Annotated in this window: 18 protein-coding genes; 10 read left to right on the top strand and 8 right to left on the bottom strand. The window is 53.0% G+C overall.

Annotation, left to right across the window (positions count from 1 at the left end; all coding sequences use genetic code 11):
* The first annotated feature begins 267 nt into the window (after positions 1 to 267).
* The 4 genes from CHB99_RS29610 (at position 268) to CHB99_RS20100 (ending at position 3,351) form a co-directional block, all read left to right on the top strand.
* On the top strand, positions 268 to 1,020 hold the full coding sequence (locus tag CHB99_RS29610) for a hypothetical protein (protein ID WP_141137318.1): 753 nt from the start codon (positions 268 to 270) through the stop codon (positions 1,018 to 1,020).
* A gap of 213 nt (positions 1,021 to 1,233) precedes the next feature.
* Positions 1,234 to 1,710: a hypothetical protein gene (locus CHB99_RS20110; RefSeq protein WP_245655629.1), complete on the top strand. Its 477-nt coding sequence runs from the start codon at positions 1,234 to 1,236 to the stop codon at positions 1,708 to 1,710.
* Positions 1,711 to 1,724: 14 nt separating this feature from the next.
* Positions 1,725 to 2,678: an MvdC/MvdD family ATP grasp protein gene (locus tag CHB99_RS20105; protein WP_042126836.1), complete on the top strand. Its 954-nt coding sequence runs from the start codon at positions 1,725 to 1,727 to the stop codon at positions 2,676 to 2,678.
* Positions 2,671 to 3,351: a hypothetical protein gene (locus CHB99_RS20100; protein WP_042126838.1), complete on the top strand. Its 681-nt coding sequence runs from the start codon at positions 2,671 to 2,673 to the stop codon at positions 3,349 to 3,351. The genes CHB99_RS20105 and CHB99_RS20100 overlap by 8 nt, the downstream gene beginning before the upstream one ends.
* Positions 3,352 to 3,424: 73 nt before the next feature.
* On the opposite strand, the gene CHB99_RS20095 is transcribed toward CHB99_RS20100, so the two are convergent.
* The 5 genes from CHB99_RS20095 to CHB99_RS29600 form a co-directional block, all read right to left on the bottom strand.
* Entirely contained in the window at positions 3,425 to 4,171 is a 747-nt protein-coding gene (locus CHB99_RS20095) for a hypothetical protein (RefSeq protein ID WP_042126840.1), read from the bottom strand.
* Positions 4,172 to 4,500: 329 nt separating this feature from the next.
* On the bottom strand, positions 4,501 to 6,168 hold the full coding sequence (locus tag CHB99_RS29605) for a hypothetical protein (RefSeq protein WP_141137317.1): 1,668 nt from the start codon (positions 6,166 to 6,168) through the stop codon (positions 4,501 to 4,503).
* A 13-nt stretch (positions 6,169 to 6,181) separates the two neighbouring features.
* Positions 6,182 to 7,174 (bottom strand): TniB family NTP-binding protein, encoded by a 993-nt coding sequence (locus tag CHB99_RS20090; protein ID WP_042126842.1) that lies wholly within the window; start codon positions 7,172 to 7,174, stop codon positions 6,182 to 6,184.
* Between the two features lie 2 nt (positions 7,175 to 7,176).
* Positions 7,177 to 9,057: a DDE-type integrase/transposase/recombinase gene (locus CHB99_RS20085; RefSeq protein WP_042126844.1), complete on the bottom strand. Its 1,881-nt coding sequence runs from the start codon at positions 9,055 to 9,057 to the stop codon at positions 7,177 to 7,179.
* Entirely contained in the window at positions 9,050 to 9,718 is a 669-nt protein-coding gene (locus CHB99_RS29600; RefSeq protein ID WP_141137316.1) for a hypothetical protein, read from the bottom strand. Before CHB99_RS29600 ends, CHB99_RS20085 begins: the two co-directional genes overlap by 8 nt.
* A 219-nt stretch (positions 9,719 to 9,937) precedes the next feature.
* Between CHB99_RS29600 and CHB99_RS20075 the strand changes: the two genes are divergently transcribed.
* On the top strand, positions 9,938 to 10,666 hold the full coding sequence (locus CHB99_RS20075; protein ID WP_042126848.1) for a hypothetical protein: 729 nt from the start codon (positions 9,938 to 9,940) through the stop codon (positions 10,664 to 10,666).
* A gap of 264 nt (positions 10,667 to 10,930) precedes the next feature.
* Positions 10,931 to 11,842 carry a DNA-binding protein gene (locus tag CHB99_RS20070; RefSeq protein WP_042126850.1) on the top strand — a complete coding sequence of 304 codons (912 nt, stop codon included), beginning with the start codon at positions 10,931 to 10,933 and terminating at the stop codon, positions 11,840 to 11,842.
* Between the two features lie 104 nt (positions 11,843 to 11,946).
* Here CHB99_RS20070 and CHB99_RS20065 read toward each other — a convergent pair whose 3' ends face one another.
* The gene (locus CHB99_RS20065; RefSeq protein ID WP_042126907.1) at positions 11,947 to 12,957 is read right to left on the bottom strand and encodes a site-specific integrase; all 1,011 of its coding nucleotides are present in this window, start codon (positions 12,955 to 12,957) and stop codon (positions 11,947 to 11,949) included.
* A 170-nt stretch (positions 12,958 to 13,127) separates the two neighbouring features.
* Between CHB99_RS20065 and CHB99_RS20060 the strand changes: the two genes are divergently transcribed.
* Positions 13,128 to 14,126, top strand: coding sequence for a DNA-binding protein (locus tag CHB99_RS20060; RefSeq protein WP_042126852.1), 999 nt, complete (start codon positions 13,128 to 13,130; stop codon positions 14,124 to 14,126).
* Between the two features lie 45 nt (positions 14,127 to 14,171).
* On the opposite strand, the gene CHB99_RS20055 is transcribed toward CHB99_RS20060, so the two are convergent.
* Positions 14,172 to 14,795 carry a DUF6088 family protein gene (locus CHB99_RS20055; protein WP_042126854.1) on the bottom strand — a complete coding sequence of 208 codons (624 nt, stop codon included), beginning with the start codon at positions 14,793 to 14,795 and terminating at the stop codon, positions 14,172 to 14,174.
* Positions 14,796 to 15,014: 219 nt separating this feature from the next.
* Here CHB99_RS20055 and CHB99_RS20050 point away from each other — a divergent pair, with 219 nt between their 5' ends.
* Both CHB99_RS20050 and CHB99_RS20045 read left to right on the top strand, forming a co-directional pair.
* Positions 15,015 to 15,383 (top strand): histone-like nucleoid-structuring protein, MvaT/MvaU family, encoded by a 369-nt coding sequence (locus tag CHB99_RS20050; RefSeq protein WP_042126856.1) that lies wholly within the window; start codon positions 15,015 to 15,017, stop codon positions 15,381 to 15,383.
* Positions 15,384 to 15,679: 296 nt separating this feature from the next.
* Positions 15,680 to 17,026 (top strand): hypothetical protein, encoded by a 1,347-nt coding sequence (locus tag CHB99_RS20045; RefSeq protein ID WP_042126858.1) that lies wholly within the window; start codon positions 15,680 to 15,682, stop codon positions 17,024 to 17,026.
* Positions 17,027 to 17,156: 130 nt separating this feature from the next.
* On the opposite strand, the gene CHB99_RS20040 is transcribed toward CHB99_RS20045, so the two are convergent.
* On the bottom strand, positions 17,157 to 17,777 hold the full coding sequence (locus CHB99_RS20040) for a hypothetical protein (protein WP_042126860.1): 621 nt from the start codon (positions 17,775 to 17,777) through the stop codon (positions 17,157 to 17,159).
* A 307-nt stretch (positions 17,778 to 18,084) separates the two neighbouring features.
* Between CHB99_RS20040 and CHB99_RS20035 the strand changes: the two genes are divergently transcribed.
* Positions 18,085 to 18,972, top strand: coding sequence for an abortive infection family protein (locus CHB99_RS20035; protein WP_042126862.1), 888 nt, complete (start codon positions 18,085 to 18,087; stop codon positions 18,970 to 18,972).
* The last annotated feature ends 212 nt before the right edge of the window (positions 18,973 to 19,184 follow it).

Below are 19,184 nucleotides of genomic sequence, written 5' to 3'. Positions count from 1 at the left end.
GTTTTCAATCACCCTACGACCATTACATTGATATGCTTTGGGAATCTGCGTTACTCACCCCTCAGAGAGTACTTAAGCGTTGAAATGTAGCCAACCACGCCTCTATCTCTTACCATTCTTGGCCTCCGTTGAGCTTGGCCGGTCACACCTCGGCGCTGCTTACCTAGGGCTAGATATTCTCAAGTTGGAATATAATGTACGTTTGTTTGGGTTTGGTACTCTGGGGGGGTTAGGATGGCTTGTATTGCATGCGGTTTGGAGAAAAAAATGGCTGATAGCCATGTCATTCCGAACTTTATTCGTAAGAGATTAACTGGTGAGGTGAGTGAGTCAGGGCAAAAAAAGTTTCAGTTTCGATGGGTTGGCCGAAAAGATCTTCCAAAACAAGACCTTCCGAAACCTAACCTGATGTGCATTGAGTGTGATAGCCTCTTGGGATCTAATATTGAACGGCACGTCCCAAGCTTGTTGATGCCGAGTAACGTTGACGAAATGAGTTCGTGGAGAACTCTGCCCATCACTCCTGTGGAAATTCACGGCGTTTTCGAAACAGAGTTCTACTTGGGTAGATATGACTATGACGAGCCGAAATCTAGAGTTCTGGAGAAATTTGTCATCTCAGTTGCTTGGAGAGCGCTACACGCATTGAAACTTGATGGAGAGAAGTACGCTAGTGAGTTTCTGTCCTCGCCGCATGGAAGTTCAATAAATAAGCAGGTCTGCGAGCATTTGTTTCATGGCGTGGATAGCGATTTTGTTCATACCCCATTTCTTTATTATTGGCCACCGAAGAGTGCGAGCTTGGTCTCTACAAAAAATGATGAAATGCCTTTCGCGTGGGCGTCGCTTCATGATGATGGTGAGTTTCTCGGAGTGGCAGTAATTTTCGCATATTGGGTAGTGGTCTGGCCCCTGTTTGATCTTGAGAGTGAAAACTATTTTTCGAAGATCGATCTGCTAAATAAGACGTGTTTTTTTGATTGGGTCAGTGAGATCATGCACCTGTTGAGCGATAGTTGAACTCCGATTGGTTGGGGGCAGGAGTGGAGTTAGGCGCGATGCTACCTAGCACTATCTGTTCGGACAGGCCAGATGGATTTTCGATTCAGTTAACACAAAGTGCTATGCGCTCGGTTTCTCGAACTCTCAACTATCACTTACCGTAATGCTGGCGAAATGGTACTGTCAGGGCGTTGCCGCCCTTGGCGACTTACAGGCATAGGAGACGCCAGCGTGGGAGCTCTGCAAAATTTGTCGCCGTTTCTATCCAGATTTGCGACACCCAGAACGGGTGAAGACAGCATCTCTGGCTTCTACTCCACTGATCTCCACATGTGGGTCGTTGAAACTGCGGATGGTGCAGCACCGATCATCGCCGATGGCGCTCTGGACGAGCTGATGACCAAGACCAAGGTCAATGCCGAGCAGGATGACGAGGCGTCCTGGCAGATAGAGCTGTTGACTAAAACCTACCAGAGGGTCGAGAGCGATGACGATGACCCCAGTCCGTACCGCGATCGATCATTTGGTTCAGGCTCAAGCAGTCACCTAATGCAGCTCGTAACCAAAACCGATGCGACCAGCGAGCGTGATGATAAATGCAGTGCCAACCACATTCTTGAGTTGATTACCAAGACCAATGTCGAACTGGAGCGCGACGACAACGGTGATCCTACTTTCGGGCTAGACGCTCGCTATTACTCGGACTGACTTGGAAGCGCATCATGTTGCTGTTGGTGACAAATCGTCGTGATATCACAATGGATTATGTCGTGGCTGAGCTTCGTCGACGTGGCCAGCCTTTTGTCCGACTTAATACCGAGCACTTACCACAAGCGTTGTGCTCGATGGCAGGTTATCCCCGGGACGCCTGGTCTATTTCTCTGAATGGGGCGGTTGTGCGTGGGCCGCAGATAACAGGAGCATATTTCCGTAGGCCAGGTGCACCGGTTGTGCCGGACACAGTTACGGATCCTGGAGAGCGTGCTTACATCGAGGCGGAGTGGAGTAGCTTTCTGAAAAGCCTCTACTGTCGTTTGGAGGGGCGGTGGCTGAACTCACCCACCAGGATTTTCTTGGCTGAGGACAAGCCCATGCAGCTTCTTCTCGCCCAAGAGATTGGTTTCCACGTGCCGGAGGCATGCATTACAAACGACATCTCATGTGCAAGGTCTATAACTGCGTTGGGCCAGGCGATTGGTAAGCCCCTTCGCCAAGCAGTGCTGACAGGCGAGACGGAGCGCGTCATTTTCACTTCTCGTCTTTCAGGGATTGAGGATGATCAGTCGGATGCAATGAGACTGACCCCATTCATCGTTCAGTCCGAAGTCTTAAAGCAATACGATGTTCGCGTGACCGTTGTAGGCAAACGAGTGTTTGCTACGGCGATCTGGTCGCAAGATAACGCTGAAACTGAGACCGACTGGCGAAAGGGGAGCCGTACTGATCTGCGGCATGAAAAAATTGTTCTCGAACTAGGTGTTCAACAGATGTGTGTCCAGCTTGTTCAGCGCCTGGGGTTGCGTTTCGGCGCTATCGATTTGATATGTGATCGGGCGGGGAAGCTATGGTTCTTGGAGATCAATCCGAATGGTCAGTGGGCTTGGATTGAGAATTTAACAGGTTACCCGATTGCTTCGGCGATCGTAGATGAGTTGACAGGGAGCGCAGTTGTTTAATCTTACGGACTGTCTCAATTGGCTATGGCCGAAGGTCACTCCACTATCACCTGTTCAAAAGGCTGAGGATGACGCATGGAGGCTGAGAATCGCCGAGTCAGTTCGTGAGGGAGATTGGACGATCGACAGCGATGTCGTTCTGGATGAATCTCGTCGGCTATTTGATGCAGAGATTGATCGAAGGAAGGGCGCAGATGCCAAGGCAGGAATCTACCTAGCCGCCATCACGGCGTTGATCCCCGTCTTGGTGTCACTTTTACCCACCTTGTGGAACGAGAAGTCAAACAAGTGGTTGGGCTGTATAGGGCTCTTCTTGTTCGGCTGGGCAGTCGCTTTTCTGCTTGGTGCAGGGGCGTGGGCATTCAAGACACTGAAGGTTGCAGGATTCGCGCAGCTTGGTCCTGAGGAGTTAGCAAAAAGCTGGAAAAGAAGATGTCCTAAAGCTGCCCTAGCGAAACAACTCGCCGGTGCCGTCCTATACAATTATTCATTGGTCAACCAGAAGGTGACCGGCATCAAGCTGACCCATGAATACCTGCTTCGGGCTTTTGTGAGTTTTACCGTTCTTTTGGTGCTGCAGGTGGTGTGGCCGGTTGGCACTTGGGTGGTAGAGGAAATCAACAAATCGCTAAGTACTCCGTCTCCAACTTCACTGATAATGTGCTATTCGTGATCCGTTACGATCTCGTGGGGCCGCCCGCTTTAGCAGATTCTTGGACGGCCCACCTACATGCGGCATGCAAAATTTAGCGCTTCCTCTTCCGTTTTTTTTTGTGAGAGTGCTTGTTTGCCAGGAGTTGGCGATTTTGCTGGAAAACCAACTCATTCCATTTGTCAGCCATCTGCCCTGCGTCCCGATAGATCCCGCGGCTCATTGAAATCGAATCAAAAATTTCTGCGATCACTGGCGAAATTTCCATTCGCTGCTTTTTTAGGATGAACACCACTTGCTGTGCTGCAATACACCAGCAAATTGAAGTCATGAGTAGTGTGCATTGAATCCAAAGGGATGCGTGAGCCGGAAAGGCGTTTGAGTTGATCTGTACTAGGTAGTAGCCATAGATCCCTACAGTGATTAGGAACATGGTTAAAAGTGCGTGTGTAATCCGGGTGGGGAGTCGATTGCCTGCAACTTTTCGCGTTTTCAAACTACGGAGGGCCCTGAAAGCTGAGAGCAGAAATGCCGCGCCCGTGTAGCCGATATCGATGTTCGACAGACTGTATGCGGTAGATGACAGCGCGAGGATGACACCAAGAGCAATCGCCAGGGCTACCGTGCCTGTAATCTCTGATTTCAATTCACCGTAGAACTCGCTCATGTACGCAGAGTTGGTTCCACGTACTGCACGGATGAAATCATAGATATAAAGCGTGCCCACTACCCAGGAGGTGGATATGAGGGATAGCAGCATGAACTGCAACCAAGATCCTTGAGAAAAGCTGATCTGCCATAATGTCGAGATACCCAAGATCAGGAAAATAACGTATTTCATTGGTGTCGGTAACTCCGGTTGCCTGAGGGTTAAGTATTGAACAAGATGAGCCTTGGGAGGCTCCAAACCACACGACTTATCTCAAGGGTATCACCATAAACTGCAAAGCCGGTAATCCAAGGCAATGACGTAATGGCTGCGCCGTCGATTACGCGAGTGCGAGTACCGCTTGGCTCAACCGGCGTTATACGTCAAGAGGCAATTCATTTCCCAGGCTGAGATATCGCCGCCGGTCTTGACGCGCAATTCGGGAGGTCGGCAGGGGTTAACTTCACTGACAGCAAAATTGGTTTGCGAGTGCTAGTTCGGATCGGGCGCAGAAATACAGCTCACGTTGAACCAGAGACGTTAGGGACATCATTGAGGTTTTGGCTGTCTTTGAATAGCATATTCCGGTATGCGACCACTTCGGCAAAACTGAGAGTCGTAGTTGTAGAGTCGACTTCAGGAAGGAATACGCCAGCTTTGTCTAGAATTCCGGTTCCCTTTTCAGGAGAGATTCGAAAAATCTTAAACATTTCATCAATGTTGAATAGCCTAGATGCGCTGGGGCGGGGATGTAAGGCTTCACGCTCAGAAAGTGAACTTATATCGGATGCATTTTTGCTTCTCCTCGAGGCAGGAGTTCTATATCTATTGGCGGTACAATCTTCATCCGATGTTTGCTCACTAGGCATGATGAAAATCGCCAGCTCCGGGTTGCGCATGCGTCTAACGTTGTCGAGCATGGTTAAAGCGTAAAGTCGGAGGTAGAATGTTGGGGTTGAATAATAATTCGCTGAATTAGCATCCATGGCGGACAATATTTTTTCACACAGGACGTAAGGTAAGTCTAGCGTGGTGCAGGCCTCGTCAAGTAGTAGGTATTTTTGCGAGAAGCGTGTAGCTTGGGCCTGATCGAGGAGATTGGGTAGGCAAGCTGCCAGTGCTCCGTTTGCTCTGTTAAGCCATCCTTGATACAGCAGTTCATCAATTGTAGATCTTCGGCACTTCAATAGTGTCGCCGCCTCATCCTTCGTTACACCTTGCAAATGAATCACAGGGGTTTCAATTCTGGTCTCTGCTTGTGCTTCTCGGATAACTTGGCAGCGTGGCGGGCTACTATAGCTATGAGGAGACTGCTGACTCATCCAGTTACGGGCAAAGAACTTGTTCTGGCCATGGATCAAGGCATGGTCACCAAACACTGCATACCAGGCGTACTGATGATCAATGGTTGCGAAGCGACAGCAGTCATGTTGCGGACAAGCGTGAGCATCTGTGTAGTGCCTATCCATGGCTCTACTGGCGAGCCATGCGACGGTTGTTGATGCGTGGCAGACCCACGGCGCCATGTGCAGTGAGCGAATGAAACCGGGATACCGCTCCACCTGTGCCGCAACCGTCATATCGATATGCTCAATGACACGTTCTGGAAGGCTGCAGTTGGCATGGTTTTCGGAATACTGACGTGCCTGCCATAATGCGGCGCAGGCTTCTGCTATCTCGTATTTGCCTGAGATATCTTTGATAGCGCTTTTGGATTCAAAAGGGTTCTTCACAGGCGGCATAAAATTGCCGTGAAATTGATTGGCAGTGCGACGATCAAAACCGCATTGACAGGTCAAGTAGTTGGCATTTTGCCAGGCTTGCTTGATATTGCAGGCTGGGCAATTCATTATTAATTGCGTACCGTGTAGTAAACACAGCTGGATATCGCGTATATCGTGAAAAATCGGCGAGTGCCCCTCTATAATGCATTGGGGGCAATAGGACCAAGTCCCTGGGCATGAACCCAGGGGCAATTGCACTCCGGCCAATTGAAAGCTCATACGGCCAGGCTCTTTGGAATAGGATGCCTTGCGAAGAGACTCGATTAGCCGCGGCGCTTCTTGAGCAATGATGTCGAGCAGCGGCGACGTTGTGCTGAGCACGTCCATCCAGCGTCGGGGCACGATACCAAAAAAAGCACACAGATTCCGAACATTGCCAAAGCCATTGTAGTGGGCCGTGCGCATCCATAGGCTCTGGCTACTTTCGAACTCCGCTGGTAACGGGAGATAGCATAGGTTTCGCATACTCCTTCCTCATCTGCGCACTCAGCGCTTCGCCGGAAAGGCGGAATGGGTTGCTGGCGCGGCAGAAATCCAAGTCATCGGCTGCTTGGGCGAAGTCTTCAAGGGTGAACTTATTGTCTTCCCGCTCTAGTGCGATGGTCAGAGCGTCATTGAGCAGCATATTTAGGTGACGAAGATTTCCTGCCGTCGCCAGACAGATTGCGTTGAAGGGCATCGCTTGGCTAAGCGCGATTCGCTCGCTGAACCCTGCCGGGTCAATAACCTTGTTCTCAATGGCCTCAATTAATTTTCGAAACTGGGCTTTAGCTGCGTCATTGCCAATATCGAAATATCTCAGTCGGGCTCGATAGGGGTAACGATCACTCAATTCAGAGATTTCATCTATGAGTTTCTCGACCGTCGGCAAGCCCACAAGAAGCACAGGAATCTTTGTTTCATTCAATATTTGGTTAATCCACCGGCATACCTTTTTTTTCGTTGGTCCCTGGCCTTGATCGAGGAGCCGGTGGAACTCGTCCAGGATAATCAACTGGGTCTGCATGACAATCAACCGTTGGATAATCATTCGAGTTAATGCGGTACCACTTGACTTCTCCAGTCGCTCTCGATTTTCTACGACCATGCGGCTCAACATTTGGATTGCAAGCGTCTTAATGGTCGCGTCAGGTGGTACCTCGACAAGCAGACAGCCTTTGGTCAAAATTTGGCTGTTATTATCCCCGAGTTTCTCCGCACAACCGAATTCCTGCGCAATTCGTTCACACAGTTTCGACTTCCCGGTCCCGGTAGGGCCGATCAGCATCATCGAGGAAGCCGCTTGACGCGTCTCGGTGGTTCTGATGCTCTTGTGTACCAACTCGTAGGCGTGAGTGAACCCTGGATGCCACACCACACATTTTTCCAGCGTTGGAAGAACCTGAGTTGACCGCTCAATGACCTCGCTCATATCTAGTCAACCCTCCAAGCTGCCGCGTCTTCATCCTCCCATGGTTCATCGATCTCCGCTGGGTCAATGGTGGGCGGAGGAGGACTCGCAGACTTAGCCTTGCCTTTGGTATGTGCGTGCCTGCGCTTCGTAGTGACGAACTGATCGTGTTCTTCCTGCATAATTTGTCGCAGATGCAATAGGGCAATGTGCGCATCACTGTCGTCAAACTGCCTGCCGTCTGCCTTCAGCTGTTCCTGTAATAATTTATGTTCGCTTAATGTAAGCCCCGGCTGGTAGGATTTCTGAGTTCCCCAAGCTGGTACGAGATCGCGTGGTGCCCGCGGGGCCGCCACCCAGATGACACCAAGATCCGTAGGGTCGTAATAGCAGGTGGCTCTTTCACCCTTGCGCAGCATTTTTTTGATTCTTCCCAAGTTCGGGCCCGTCCAGGATAAACAGAAAAACTGGGCGCGATTGCCATGCAGTGCGGAATATTCTAAACCTCGAAACAATGCGTCCAACGCCTCAGCAGAGAACTTTCTGGGCGGGAGCTGGTTCTGCATGGCACGCTCCCAGGCTACGCGAGGCGGCATATTGAGTTCTCGATGTTTCTTGTTGTGATAGACATTTTCCAGCCATTCATCAAAATACTTGTTCAGCGATTCAATGGTGTAACAGGCGTGGCGAACTGAGTCGTAATCACCGCAAGCATCGGGGTTGGAAAATGTCGTGCCGTATTGCTCGTGCAACCATGATTCAAAGGTTTTAAAAAAACGCTCGATATGTGGACGGGTGTTTGGTGCCTTTGCCGGGGGCAACGGCCACTTGATCTGCAAGCGATCAACTATTCTCAAGAAGAGCTGATTGGCATTCTCCGGACCGCCATCACTCACCAGACACCGCATTGTGCCACGCCAGTTTTCCTCGCCGGGAACGGCAACAACCGCCATGCGAATTGCTTTGAGGGTGGTCTCTGCGCAACGACAGGAAAGCGACAGCTCCCAGCCGATGACCATCCTCGTGAATACATCGATTATTACCGTCGCATGGGCGATCTTGCCGAGCACATGGCCACGCCGATCCACAACAACAATGTCCAGTGGATGGGAGTCAATCTCGCAGAGCTCCAGTGGCGCCTTGGGCCCTTCCTGCTGGCCACAAAAAAAATGGGCTTCGCGGGCCACCTTTGTCCCGAGACGAGCCGCATCAGAGGCGTATCCCTGCTGGCTGGTGATCGCCCGGCGGACCGTTGATTCACTCGGACGAATAAGAAGAGGTAAGGGGCCTCCCATACGTAGCTTATTAATACTGAGCACGTATCCATCGGTGTATTGAAAAATTCGCTTTAAAGTAATTCGCTGCTGTTTCTCTATCAGTTCTGCTTTGATTATCTGCTCGAGTTGAGCTTTTACTTCACTGGAGAGCTGCCGACCGCGGGGAAGTGTGCTGGGCACCTTATACAAGGAGAACTCATCGTTGCCAGAGTCACGATACTTTTTGACCCATCGGCATAATGTCGTGTAACCAGGAGGATGAGGATCGTTGGTTTGCTCTGCTAAACGACGAATAATTGCCAACGTGCCTACCTTGGGTAGGCGTTTGTTTTGCTCACTCAAGGTAGTGACGATGTACATATGCATCCGCTTGGCTTCGATGACTTTAGGGTCCTCAGCATTGAGAAATGCTATTGCATTGGAGCTGTTGCCAGGCTTGTCGGCGAACAGGTTAATATTCCGGCGCTTCAGGTCGCTCATGAATAAATCGAGAGAAATGTTGATGACTCTCAGTTGCGTGAGCGTTGATAGAGTAACCAGGTTGTCACTCAGCTCGATGACCTCATAGATAAAGCCATCAATCGTGTACTGGGCGCCGACTAGCGGCGACGCTATCTCTCTACTCAAGAGCCGATTCCACACGCAAACCCTGGATAGATAAGTCGAGATCAAGCGGTTGGCTTAGATCAGCATGAAGCTGTTCGAAAAACAGCCACTCGCACAAATCGGCAAGAGGGATCATCGGGGTGTTGGCTAAAAAGTCGCGGATGGTTGCCGGCCACTTCACAGCTGCTAGTGTTGCGAGGTGCTTCGCGTAGGAGCCTTGGCTTGAGTCGAAGCTGCGTAGATACAGCTGCTCCAGTGTGGAAAAGGTGTCACCCTTAACACCTGTGCGGTCGATGCTACGAAATCCCCAACCTTGCCGGCCGCACAGAGCGGCGAAGGCGTGCATCCTCTCGCGATGGGCTGTAGTCATTTCGATAAAACTGTCTCGAATCTCGCAATAGTACCCACTACCGTTGCTGGTACTTACCAGGAAATGTGGGGAGTAACGGTACCTGGTTGCTCCTTCGAACCACACGAAAAGATGTGGTTGCGCCCAGTATTCCTCTACCTGCGGGTCCTTTTCCAGTTGAACACAATAGTCCGCTTGCAGGAGCGACCCGCAACGTACAGACCGGCGATTCTTCCGAGAAGGAAATGTTGTCGAGAAATTACGATGCCCCTTGCCTGGCCACGGAAATGCGGGCACGGAATCGCAAGGCATGGTGTGGATACTGGCGAGCACGTTAAGCCTCCGCATCGAAGCGTTGGGTTTGCCGTGTTCATATTATTTAACGGGGAAGGTCTTCTTATCTATCCGGCTTTATGCTCGGAAATATTCATACCAACTGCTCTACTACAGTGGTTTCAGAAACATCCGAAGTTTTCGCATTAGCCATGGTGCAGGTGGCTTATTGCTAGGATTCAGTCAATTGGTCCGTACGTCTTCGTGCAAGCGAAGGCCATGATGGCACTCACATCAGAGGCTCATCAGATGCCTGACAACCTAGGGGTGGCTCAGATTCGAGGTATGTTCTTTGCGCATACGCTGGCCGATTCAGCCGGTTGTGCGGCTACGGGGCAGGAGTTGTCGCAGTGGGGGCAGCAGTGGTGGGCGGCGCGGCGCGGCCTGCCTGTGCTGAGTACCTATAATCAGAAGTGGGCTGATTACCTGCAGGGGGCTTTACCGCGAAGCATTGTGCGCGGACCCTTGATCGAAGATTTCCCGATCCTTCAGACCGTGCTGGATGACCCGCTGTGGCCATTACTCAACCGCTTGGTTCATCCACAGGAAGACACTAGCTGTTGGGCGGCGCAACTTCGCCTCAACGGACGCCCCTTGCGCTATTTCTCCGTTCGACGCCTGGAGCGTCTGTGTGGCCTACCTCGCTGGTGTGGTTTATGCGGAGTGCTCGGACTACTCGGCAGTGAGCGGAGCGCCGACCAGTTTGCCCGCGCCTGGTTGCGCACGGTATTTGCGGATTACGTGCTGTGCGTGGCTTCAACGCTGCCAGCGAAAATGGACTGCTCGTTTCTATACCGAATCCTCGACGAGGCGCATCGCCTAGGGAAATTCGGAGATGTGGCCGGTTGGCCCAGTACTTGTGCGCAGTTCGAGCGGAAACTGCGTCGATTGGATCGCATCAGAAAGCGCCTTACGACCAGGGGATGGATCAACGAGGAGGGTGATTAGGCAGACCTGCGCCTGTGGCGTTTGCTGCGCAAGCCTGTTCTGCTGCTTCGATTGCTGACCACGAGCCCAACGAACTTTTTTTCCAGCCAGGATGCATTCAGGCAGTCTCGCTGCTGGATACGCCAAGCCCGCGACGATCGCGTCAGTTTTGCGGAGCCAGTGCCGGGAAGTCTGCGCTGGTGTGATACATCGCGCGGCACTTCTCTTCCTTATGCGTGGGAAGTTCCCGCACTTCAGCGCTGAGCCACCTAGGAGATCATGGCTATGCCGGACACGTTACGCGATGAGGAGATCTTTGCTGCTGCTGATGCCGTCATGGCCAGTGGCCGAAGAGTAACCCCCGCTCGGGTCTGTCATCACCTGGGTAGAGGTGCGTTAGTCCATATTGGCAGCCTTCTGGATCAGTGGTGGCCTGTGGTCATGAAACGATTGCAAACCGAGGCACTTCCAGCATCGCTTTATGATGCGCTCAACACTCTCTGGGCGCATGCGATGGCTTGTGCACAGCAGAACGCTGCGGAGACGATGCGGCACGAGCGGCAGGTCATGGAGAAGGCCTTTGCCAAGCAGCGGCGTGCGTTTGAACAAACGCTGATGACGGAGCAGCAGGAGCATCGTCGATTGGCATCGGCCAACGCCCACCTGCAGGAACGACTTGACGAGTTACGTGTTGATGAAAAAGCAGCCAAAAGCGCACTGCATGGCACCGAAGCGCAGTTGCAGCGGGCGCTTAGACTCCTGGCCTTCGAGAGGGCTGGCTGCAGGCAAGCGCGTCGGCGGGAGCGCCACGAGTATAAATTGGCGATGCATACCCTCTGGAAAGAATTATGCCCTCAGTCCTCCTCCGTAATGGAGTCAACGCCCGATACGAGCGCAAGGCCTGACAGTGACGGGCGTACTCTATGGAGCGATTTCACGCCGCTCTTAGCTGCCACTCAGTCCACTTTCGAGCGGCGGCTTGATGAACTTCAAGGGCTGCTCGATTCTGCCCAGTCCAGGCAAAGCGCTGAATCAGATAAGGCGTTGCACGAGCGTTGCCTGGGTAATTTATTAGTGCTTCAACACTTGTTGGACGAACTCCAGCAGCAAGTCGGTGACCACCGCACTCTGGTGAAGGAGCTGGAGGCCCGGTACCTGTCGATGGTCTTAGCGGCGAATGGATGGATGAAGGGCTGAGGCGCGGCGGCCTGCTCTGCACGCTCGACTGAGGCTAGCGAGTACGTCAAGGCGGTACTCGTCAACGTATCTAACGCACGAGTAACGCCGCGTCCAGGTTCGGATCATGCACCTTGCTCGGGGCGAATGTCATCGTCGTCATCCAGAAGCTGTGTGGCACGGCTGGCCATCAATGAACCGGCCTGGAAGTAACCCATGACCGTGCTCACGCTGCGGTGCTCGGTCATCGCCATGACGTCACCCAGGGGAACACCCTGTCGCCCCGACTCTGTGACGAAACCCGACCTCAGGCTGTGGGCTGCCCAATCCCCGGGTAGTCCTGCAAGTTGCGCCCTTCGCTTGATGATGCGTGCGATCGCCTCGCCGGACAACGCGATGTTGGTGACCTGGTCATGCTTGCGCATCCGCCTGAATAGCGGGCCAGCAGAGGAGGGCGCCGCGACGAGCCAAGCCTCCAGCGCCCTTGCTGCAACTCCCTTCAAGGGCTTCTCGCGAATCTGGCCGCTGGTCTCGGTCTTGGTTGTGCCGAGACTATACAGCCACGTTTCCTCATCCACGCGCCGTAGGTCTTCTACTCTTAAAGACACCACTTCGGATCTGCGTCGACCGCCTCCGCTCCACGCGAGCAGGATCAAGGCCTTGTCCCGTATGCCGCGCAGTCCATCCGTGCAGGTCGCAAGCATGGCCAGAAGTGGCTCGCGCGTGAGGGCGGTCTTCTTGCGCACGGCGACACCGCGGCGGGCTTGTGCCTTGCCTGCTTCGCGCAGCAGGGTGGTGACCGCTGATGCCGCGCACGGGTTGTCCCAGCCGTTGAGCTTGTGCCATTTGGCCAGGACGGCCAGGCGATGGCTGACAGTGTTGAACGCCAGTGGTCCGGCCTTGCCTTTGACGCGAGCCGTGCGCAAGGCAAGGTCAACGTCCGCCGGCAAGAGGTGGTGCCAAGTTCCATCCGCGGTCGGACGCGCCAGGTGATCGACGATGAACTGAACGACCACAGCCTCTGCTATCCCGCCGTCGCCAAGGGCGCGCCGGTAGCGAAGGTGTAGCCAGGCATCCCAATAGGCTAGGGCCGTACGATAGCTGCGCACCGTGTTTGGTGCCGTCCCAGCGGCGATAAACGCCTCGGCGGCGGCCTGTGCGTCAGGTGATAAGGCCGTGGTTTCAAGCTCACTTTGGACCCTAAAACGAGGCGGACCTGCGGTTTTGGATACGTTCACCGTATTATTTCCGTTAGTAACATCGGATAAGATTTAATTATCGGACCTAGTATAGCTAAGGAGCCAGCATGATAGTAGGAGTGCCGGAAACCGATGTGTTTACCGCCGCGGATGCAGTGTTCGCCCGTGGTGAGCGCCCCACTGTCGAGCGTGTTCGTGCCGAGCTTGGTCGCGGTAGTCAGGCCCGAGTGGGGGCTCTGCTTGATCAATGGTGGGAGCAGTTGGCGCGGCGTCTGCGTGGTCAAGCGCGCCTATCAGGTCTGCCTGTTGAGGTGGAGCAAGCGTTCATTACCGTGTGGCAACAGGCAACGGCCGTTTCCGCCAGTGTTGCTGAGGATTTCCTGGCCGATCAGCGTCAGGTGCTGAGTGACGAACGTGAGGCGCTGGTTGCGCAGCAGGAACGAGCACGTATGGACGTTGATCACGCCCGCCAGCAGGTGGCTGAAGCGGTGGCGGCCCGTAAGACCATGGAGGCTCGACAGGCCGATTTGGAGAGATTGTTGGCGGAGCGCCAATCCCTGATCGACGACCTCTGCACCCAGCGAGAGGAGCTCATTGCCCGGCGCAACGAGGGGCAACAGCAACTGAGTTTGGTTACTGAGCAAATGAACGACAGGCACCGGCAGGCTGAACAGTCACGGCAGGAGTTACAGCGCTATAGTCGCGATGTTGAGAATCGGGCGTATCGCGAGCTCGATCGAGTTCGCGAGGAAAACAAGGGGCTTGCCAGTCAGCTCAAGGAAGCCGAAGGTAGGCTGCAGGCGATGCAAGAGCTAGTGCTGTCGGTCCAGCGTGACCTGGCGGACGCACGTGAGCAGCGAGAGATAGCGCAATTGCAACTTCAGGGCCTGCAGCGCGGGCAGGAACAGTCAACGACAGCACAGGAGGAGCTCACCCGACGATGCCAAGCTTTGGAAGAGAAACTGCTGCTCGCACACCGCGAGGTGGCTAGTAATCGGGAGCAAGCAATCGTTGCACAGGCTCGAGCAGACGCCTTGTTTCAGCAACTTGCCAAGTCCAAGGGCCAGCGGGGAAAAGCTTCGGCAGCGCGCCCCTCAAAAAATTAGCTTCGGGTAGCGGTTCAGACCTATACAGCCATAGCGGTTCACGGTTTAGCCCATCACTATTTCACTGGCAGCCACTTCAATGTCCTTGCCAGCACGCTCCAAGGCTAACTCCATCCACTGTGGCTTTCTTGAGGCTTGGAGCTTCTTGACCTCCTCAAGACTCAACGCTCTCAGGATGCGTGCAATAACCACCACTGTTGCCTCTTCCTGGCCGAGATAGAGCAAGGCGGTGAGCACTATCCCGACTTTGGTACCAGCATGCTGAAGGTATTCATGTGGTGCGTGCTGTAGGTGCACAACTGCTTCGCCTACGCGTATAGCGCGGGTAGGGCCACTGGTGTAGTAGACGGGTTGGATCTGCATTTGGGTGCTTAAACCTAGCCGCCTTACCGCCTCTGCACCATGGATATTGAGCTTTTCCCTCCGAGCACGCGCAATGGCCTCAACCACCTGAATCGGGCTTGGAGCTAATCGACCAAGAATCTTGCTGACCTTGGGACGCATGTAAACGCCGCGGATTACGCGTTCAAGCGTCCCATCTCGAACGAGTCGAGACAGTGCTTTGTCGACAGCACCTCTCGGGCCAGCATTGAGGAACACTGCACCAGTGAATGGCTGACCTTTCTTCATTCGCTTTATTCGTTTGGAAATGATGGCGGTAACAGACATTAACGGGTACCCATATCAGAAAGTGGAGCTTTTGCTCCTGCCAGCACGATGTCAGCTAGAGACATGTTGTAATCTGACGCGACAGCGAAGAATCTAGGGTCACTCCGTGCAGCGTACAAGCTTCACATGGTGCTTTCCGTCATCGTACTATCATGCAGTCGTATCAATCGTTGCCTGAGGCCCCGAGCGAACAGAGTGAATTATCCTAAGGAAACTCAAATGTCCCGTCTTGCAGAATTTCGTCAGCTCGAAAAGCACCTCGCTGAGCAATTGGCCGCTCTTGAAGCCATGAAAGGCGATGAGGGCCTTCAGCGTGAAGTCGAGTTCGAGAAAAAACTCCGTGAGCTGCTCGCTGACTATGGCTATAGCCTCCGCACCGTGATCGAGGTTCTAGACCCGCAAGCATCGCGTCGCGCAACAGCAGCCCTAGAGTTAAAGACGGGCACTCGCAAACCACGCCAAGTCAAACAGTATAAACACCCACACACTGGCGAGGTCATCGAAACCAAGGGTGGTAACCACAAGCTTCTCAAGGAGTGGAAGGCTGAATATGGTTCAGACACTGTGGAATCATGGTTGGCTGAGTAATGGCGTTCGGGATATGTCTGGGCCCTGCGCGGCCCTCGTCGTTTTCAGATAGTCCGCACCTGGGCAAAGACTCACCTGGCCTTCTCCGCTGCTGTTGCGTCAATCGCGAAACTAGATGAAGAGCCCAAAATGCGGCCGCGACGGACTGGAGCTTTTGCGGAGTAACGAGACTTTTTCCGAGATAGCCTGCAAATTTGGCATCTCTCTCAGCAAAGTCTCTTTATTCACCAACTTGTAAAATCCTCAGGTAACCTTGAGATCATTTGAACAGACGCACCAAGGAGGGTGAGCCACTCATGCCTTCAGATAAATCTCTTGTCACTGCACTTCAAACGCTGTGGGATATTCCGCTGCCCGGACCCGAGAATCTCTGGAGTAGCCATGAGTTCGTCGCACTGAAGAAATTGCTGACCGAGCGTTACCACGGTGGAAAGTCTATTTTTGGACTGGAGACTTCCATCGGCAATGCGCTTAGGGCGCTGGGTCTACCATGCATCAACCTTCATCTCCTCAACCAGCCCAAGCCGGACATGGACAAAGTGGCTGCCGCTTTAACTCATGAGTTTGAACGCACCATCACTAGGCGACGATACCTCTGCCCGCTCGATATGGCCGATGAAGTCCCGTCGTTCCGGTTTGGTAATACCCAGATCGGTCGATTCTCTGCCGCCGAGCTCGAGGTGTTGTTCGATGCGCCCCGCTTAGAGCGCTGTTATCCCGGTATACGGCTGGACAGTCAGAGCTTATCGCTGTTCAATTGGATGGTTGTAGAGGAAGACATCTCGGTTCGAGATGAATCTGGCAATCGCCAGTTTTCCTGGCTGGACTTTCCCTTCGGAAAGGATCAAGGAGAGATTGTTCCCCACCGTGGACGCTTCCCCGCAGTGGTGGAGCGCGCCCTGTTCTTCCTGCTGCTTGCACCATGGGAGGAGTGGGCCGAGATGACCGAGGTTGACTGGCGGTGCTTCCGCCTGCCTTGGATCTACACCGTTGACGATGACTTGTGCGCGTTCCCGTCCTCGCCGCCGCTCCCCGAGAGGCTGTCGTGGGAACCGTACTTTCGCCAGGTGGACCACGACGAGTGGGAGGAGTCCGAGCACCCGATTTCGCTGCGAACCTGGGCAACTGCCGAAGATATGCAGCGTACACTGGGGGCCAAGTGGACGCAGCTAGAGGCCGCGAGGATCCAAGCGTCGGAACTTTTCTCAACTCCGGTCGAACACTTTCTGGTCCGCGCCTTTCTTTCTGAAGGCATCGATGAAGTTATGGCGCATCTCATAATGATTGAGGCCGCGTTTGGCGCCGAGGCAGACCACAAGCGCAGGCTGCGCCGTACGGGCGATAATCATGACCAATCTGCGACCCGCAGGGTCGCGGCAAGACTAAGTGCTGCTATAGACGATCCGGGCGCAGCGAAGGACTATCTGGACCTTTACGACATGCGATGCACCTATGTCCACGGGCGTCCTGAGGATCGAGTCATCTCTACCCAACAGCGAGTCTTGGCACGTCGCCTTGCACGAGAAGCTGCAAACGCCCTGGTTGGTCTAGCGCAATCACTAGAGTCTCGTGAAACAGTCCTGCTCGACTTGCTCAATCGCGGCGTGGAAAACCTCCCACCCAAGTCGGGAGCATGCAGCTAGGTGATGGTTTGCAAATATCCGGAATGGATGGAAACCGCTGTATACGAGCGACCGTTTTAACCCATAGCCGTCATCGGCCGGGTTCAGTGCCCGGCCAGAAGCCGACGGGCCTTAAAATCTGTTTTTTTATCTACTCTGTTGGCTTCCACAGCCATTCGATCCCCCACAGTGGACGTCGCCCTTGGATGGCCTTCACTACCTTGATGTGAGCGTCGTAGGCTGCCTTGTCGAAGTTCGTCCAGCTGTCACCCAGCGCCAGAGCGGTGATGAAGTCTTCCTGAATCTTGGTGCCTTTGTATGGAGCCCTCGAGAGGTAGCGCCGAATCGCTTCGATGAGTTGTCTATCAAGAGGAGGATGTAGTGCTGCGATACTGACTTGATCACCCGAATTTGTACAAACTAGTTTCGATTTTAGATAAACATTTACGAGCTTTTGAGCTCGACCATATGAACACTCAAGTGGGAGGACTTCTGACCTTTTGGCTTTCGTTTGCTTGTCTTCCCACCTGCGCGTGTATGTCATACCTGTGGCGATTTTGACGACCGTCTGAAAATACCCATCGAGAAATGCATCCATTTCTTCAATGGGTGGCAGGTCGTCTAGGGTTGAAATCCTCCCCACGCCTGACTCGTTGATGAGTTTTGTCGCCACGGCCATTGTGTGCCCAGGACCTTGCCTGGAGTAGGCTCTGCCAGCTGCCCAAGTTGCGAAACGATGGCGATGCTCAATAATCGTATAGCTGTCCTGCATAGCGAGCTCCCTGGCGACTCGGCGTACAATAAATGTCGTTTTGATAGATCGGCGTCTCAGGTTTTTGACCGAATTGATGTCTGAGGGCATTGAAAGGTAGTATCGCGATAATGCTCGCCTAGGGTCAATTACTCAAAAGTCACAAGGACGTTGAGGGTTTGGCTGGTGGGTGGTTTCTTACAGCTTCGGCAGGTACAGCGCATGGTGGTGAAAAAACGCCAATGCTGATGAGGGACGACTTCAAATAATCTTGCTGGTGCGGTGGCGATCTACATTCTGGAAAACTGAATAAACGGATGGATCAGAAATGAGTGACGATGAATTCGCAGAACTGGCTATTAGATCGGCAAGAGTAAAAAATGAGAACCTGCAGTTACTGCATGGCTTAAGAGCCTTCGAGCAAAAGCTTTTGGATTTGGTCCAAGGTCTTGGTTGTTCTGGCAATAGCGAAACCATTGCTTTTGATGAAATTCTTGACCAAGAAGAAGAGCCAATTGGGCGCACAGCCTGCTATCTCGCATTCACTGGTCGGGAGCTAAAGATTGGATGGAAAGAGGTGCCGCGCCCCAGTGAATATGACTACTGGACTCTTTGTTCGTTGGAGGATGCTGGCACTGATATGCAGAGGCGCGTCAGTGATCCCAAGATATTGAGTTCGCTAGTAGCTGACTTGCTCCAGAACCTCGACAAGGAGTTTTCGAAAACCGCCTATGTAGTTCAGTCCCTTGCTCAATTCGTTACTGTCGAGAAAGCTGAGATCGATGCAGATCTAGATGGTCTATTTAGCGGTAATTCTATGTTGTTGGACTCGTGGTTGAAGGCTCGAAAATTGGTTCTTCCAGATCCTGACCAATCAATTTCTCTCAGTTGCACGCACATTGAAACCGTGCTCAAAGGTTGTCTAAAACTACTGGGAGAGGAAGGGTACGATCATTACCCAGTCGAGAAATTGTTCAAGCGATTGTTAGGTGTTCTTCGAGGCTCGTCCATCATTGGCCCGGCCTCTTCGGAAATGCTACAGGGCGTAGGCACGATGTTTCACGGAATAGGCACCCTACGTAATGAAACCTCACATGGAAAGAATGATGGCTATGTGGCTCATCCCCCTGAACTGGCGCAGACTCTGAACCACCTTGCTGGTGTCGCCTCGGTCTTTTTGATGAAACAGACTGATCTTGCGTTGAAGAACAGATGAAATGGCTGTCCTCTATTTGAGCGATTGTGAATTCCCGCTAATTTTCTAGATTTCTTCGAGGGTCTCCTTTTGGCCGATTGCTGCCCTTCGTGAAGGGCAGCTTTGGGTCGAAAGCGGACGGTCACCGCTGGCCGTTATAGACCTAAGGCGAATGATTGCAACGGGTAACTTGCGACCTGGTTTAATTTAAAATCATTGCGTGAGCAATGAAA

It is taken from the genome of Pseudomonas japonica (assembly GCF_900188455.1).
GTDB lineage: Bacteria > Pseudomonadota > Gammaproteobacteria > Pseudomonadales > Pseudomonadaceae > Aquipseudomonas > Aquipseudomonas japonica.
This window is presented reverse-complemented; position numbering and strand designations above follow the sequence as displayed.

What these genes read in the sequence shown, in the direction of transcription:
- CHB99_RS29610 (WP_141137318.1), top strand. Translation starts at nt 268, where the DNA reads ATGGCTGATAGCCATGTCATTCCGAACTTTATTCGTAAGAGATTAACT.
- CHB99_RS20105 (WP_042126836.1), top strand. Translation starts at nt 1,725, where the DNA reads ATGTTGCTGTTGGTGACAAATCGTCGTGATATCACAATGGATTATGTC.
- CHB99_RS20095 (WP_042126840.1), bottom strand. Translation starts at nt 4,171, where the DNA reads ATGAAATACGTTATTTTCCTGATCTTGGGTATCTCGACATTATGGCAG.
- CHB99_RS29605 (WP_141137317.1), bottom strand. Translation starts at nt 6,168, where the DNA reads ATGCGCACGGCCCACTACAATGGCTTTGGCAATGTTCGGAATCTGTGT.
- CHB99_RS20090 (WP_042126842.1), bottom strand. Translation starts at nt 7,174, where the DNA reads ATGAGCGAGGTCATTGAGCGGTCAACTCAGGTTCTTCCAACGCTGGAA.
- CHB99_RS20075 (WP_042126848.1), top strand. Translation starts at nt 9,938, where the DNA reads ATGATGGCACTCACATCAGAGGCTCATCAGATGCCTGACAACCTAGGG.
- CHB99_RS20070 (WP_042126850.1), top strand. Translation starts at nt 10,931, where the DNA reads ATGCCGGACACGTTACGCGATGAGGAGATCTTTGCTGCTGCTGATGCC.
- CHB99_RS20060 (WP_042126852.1), top strand. Translation starts at nt 13,128, where the DNA reads ATGATAGTAGGAGTGCCGGAAACCGATGTGTTTACCGCCGCGGATGCA.
- CHB99_RS20055 (WP_042126854.1), bottom strand. Translation starts at nt 14,795, where the DNA reads ATGTCTGTTACCGCCATCATTTCCAAACGAATAAAGCGAATGAAGAAA.
- CHB99_RS20050 (WP_042126856.1), top strand. Translation starts at nt 15,015, where the DNA reads ATGTCCCGTCTTGCAGAATTTCGTCAGCTCGAAAAGCACCTCGCTGAG.
- CHB99_RS20045 (WP_042126858.1), top strand. Translation starts at nt 15,680, where the DNA reads ATGCCTTCAGATAAATCTCTTGTCACTGCACTTCAAACGCTGTGGGAT.
- CHB99_RS20040 (WP_042126860.1), bottom strand. Translation starts at nt 17,777, where the DNA reads ATGCAGGACAGCTATACGATTATTGAGCATCGCCATCGTTTCGCAACT.
- CHB99_RS20035 (WP_042126862.1), top strand. Translation starts at nt 18,085, where the DNA reads ATGAGTGACGATGAATTCGCAGAACTGGCTATTAGATCGGCAAGAGTA.